Origin of the sequence: Mesorhizobium sp. M7A.F.Ca.CA.001.08.2.1 (assembly GCF_003998455.1) — a bacterium.
Taxonomy (GTDB): domain Bacteria; phylum Pseudomonadota; class Alphaproteobacteria; order Rhizobiales; family Rhizobiaceae; genus Mesorhizobium; species Mesorhizobium ciceri.
In genome coordinates this window covers 1-2,242 of record NZ_RZPW01000912.1, presented here as the reverse complement: position 1 = coordinate 2,242, position 2,242 = coordinate 1, and the positions used below count along the sequence as shown (strand labels likewise).

The following is a 2,242-nucleotide window of genomic DNA, read 5'->3' as shown; positions in this document are numbered from 1 at the left end:
GTACGTGGCCTAGTCAGTCAGAGAGCGGCCGTCCTGCACCGACGCTGGGGCGGCCGTCTTCCGTAACGGACGTTCAGCCCGCAGGCCGCGAGTGGGCCGGTCACGGCGCTGTCCAGACGGGGCGCGCCTATCGACGCAGGCGCTTCCTTGCACGTTCAAGGATTTCCTCCGATAGTGGCGTCCCCGACGCGATTCGGGCCAAGGTCATTGCGCCGATCATGGTGGCGTAGTCCACCATGGCTTCGCCGCGGGCCTCCCCAGAAAATCGATCTTCGGCCAGCGCGTCGATCATCTCTTCGACGACAGCCACCGCCGCCGCCCGCGTCTTACCTGAGGACCGGGCAGCTTCGCTCCCCAACGCCGCCATTGGACAGGTAGGCGTACCCGCATCGCGATGCTCAGGGGACAGGTAGCGGTCCAACGCAGCGTTCCGCCCCTTTTCTGCCCGGACCTTGCCGAGCATGTCCGCAGATGCGTTGCCCGCAGCGACGAGCGCCTCGGCTATTAGCTGCTCCCTGTTGCGAAAATGCTTGTAGAAGCCGCCGTGGGTGAGGCCGGCAGCAGCCATAACGTCCGAAAGACTAGCCTCGGCGATGCCCGTGCGCCGGATGTAGTCAGCGGCCGCCGCAACGATGGCGCGCCGGGTTTCAGCGGCTTCCTTGTTTGACTTCCTCAACGACGCTTCCTCGCTACCACTCACGAACGAGCCTTGACAGGTTAGATGTTATATGACATCCAAATAGATGTTACACAACATCTAACTGATCTCTAATGAGAGGAGAGGCCTCATGCTGAACCAGCAGACCAGAGCCATCGATGCCAATGTGCCAGAAGCGGTAGAACTCACACGGCTGGGCGTGTCGGGCGCGGCGGAAGCCATTCGCCGGGGCGAGATCAGCGCCGAAAACTATGTTTCTGCCCTTCTCGCCAAGGCGCGGCGGAAAGAGGGCCTGAGAGCTTTCATCACCCTGGACGAGCCTGGCGCCCTCTCCGCAGCCCGCGAAGCCGACAAGGCCCGCGCCAAGGGCGTGAACGCGCCGCTGCTCGGTGTTCCTCTCGGCATCAAGGACAGCTATCTCACGGCAGGCGTGCGCACGTCGCTGGGCGTCGGTGCGCTCAAAGACTTCCAGCCAACTGAGGACGCGGACGCCGTTGCGACGCTCAAGGCGGCAGGCGCGATCGTGCTTGGGAAGACCAACCTGGTCGAACTTTCTTATGGCTTGACTGGCGAAAACGGCCCTTACGGCCAGGTCGGAAACCCGCATGCACCCGACCATGTAACAGGCGGTTCGTCGAGCGGTTCGGCGGCGGCGGTCGCCGCCGGCCTCGCTCCGGCGACGCTGGGCGGGGACACGATCGGGTCAATCCGCGTCCCCGCCTCCCTATGCGGCGTCGTGGGGTTCAAGCCGACAACCCGGCGCTGGCCGCGCGGAGGGGTCGCGCCGATCTCTCACACACTCGATACGACGGGGGTCTTCGCCCGCGGCGTCGAGGATTGCGTCCTGATCGATCAGGTCGTCACCGGTGCGCCGGCGGCGGAGCTGGACTGTCGCGCCGATCTCAAGGGGACCCGTTTCGCCTTTGCGCCGCGCCAGTACCTGAACGCAGTGGACCCCGAGGTCGAGGCGCGGTTCCGCAACACGCTCCTGCGCCTCGCCGAGGCGGGGGCCGAAATCGTCGAGATCGATCTCGGTGGGGACTTCCAGGCGCTGGCCCTGCGGACCACGTGGAGCCTCTTCTTCCGCGAGACCAAGGCCTCGCTCAGCGATTTCCTGGAGCGACACGCGATCCCCGTCGCCTTCGAGGATCTGCACGTGGGTCTGCGCGCAGGCGTGAAGGACGCCTGGGACCACTTCGTCATACCCGGCGCGCCGGGCTACCTGAGTGAGCAGGCTTATCACGCCCTGACTGCCGACCGCCTGGCGGTGAAGGAACGCATGAGCGAGATTTTCACGCGGCATGGTGCCCACGCGCTGATCTTCCCGACGACGCCCTGCACGGCACCGAGGGTTGAGCGCCAGATGCAATTCACCGTGGGCGACCAGGAGGTTGATTTCCGGGTATTGGCCAACAACACCATTCCCGCCAGCGCTGCTGGACTACCCGGGGTCAGCCTGCCGATCGGTCTCGACAGTCATGACCTCCCGATCGGCCTCGAGCTCGACGGGCCAGAAAGCGAGGACCGCGCGCTCCTCGGTCTCGCGGCGCGCGTGGAGAAGGCCCTCAGGGCTAGGCAATAACC

General features: G+C 65.4%; 2 protein-coding genes. One reads left to right on the top strand and one right to left on the bottom strand.

The window, feature by feature from the left end; translation table 11 throughout:
* Window positions 1–127: 127 nt before the first annotated feature.
* On the bottom strand, window positions 128–676 hold the full coding sequence (locus EN914_RS32810; protein ID WP_024504926.1) for a TetR/AcrR family transcriptional regulator: 549 nt from the start codon (window positions 674–676) through the stop codon (window positions 128–130).
* A 112-nt stretch (window positions 677–788) separates the two neighbouring features.
* Between EN914_RS32810 and EN914_RS32805 the strand changes: the two genes are divergently transcribed.
* Window positions 789–2,240, top strand: coding sequence for an amidase family protein (locus tag EN914_RS32805; protein ID WP_032899531.1), 1,452 nt, complete (start codon window positions 789–791; stop codon window positions 2,238–2,240).
* Window positions 2,241–2,242: the final 2 nt, after the last annotated feature.

Bases quoted from the DNA above. Each gene is read 5' to 3' on its own strand.
- EN914_RS32805 (WP_032899531.1), top strand. From the start codon at position 789: ATGCTGAACCAGCAGACCAGAGCCATCGATGCCAATGTGCCAGAAGCG.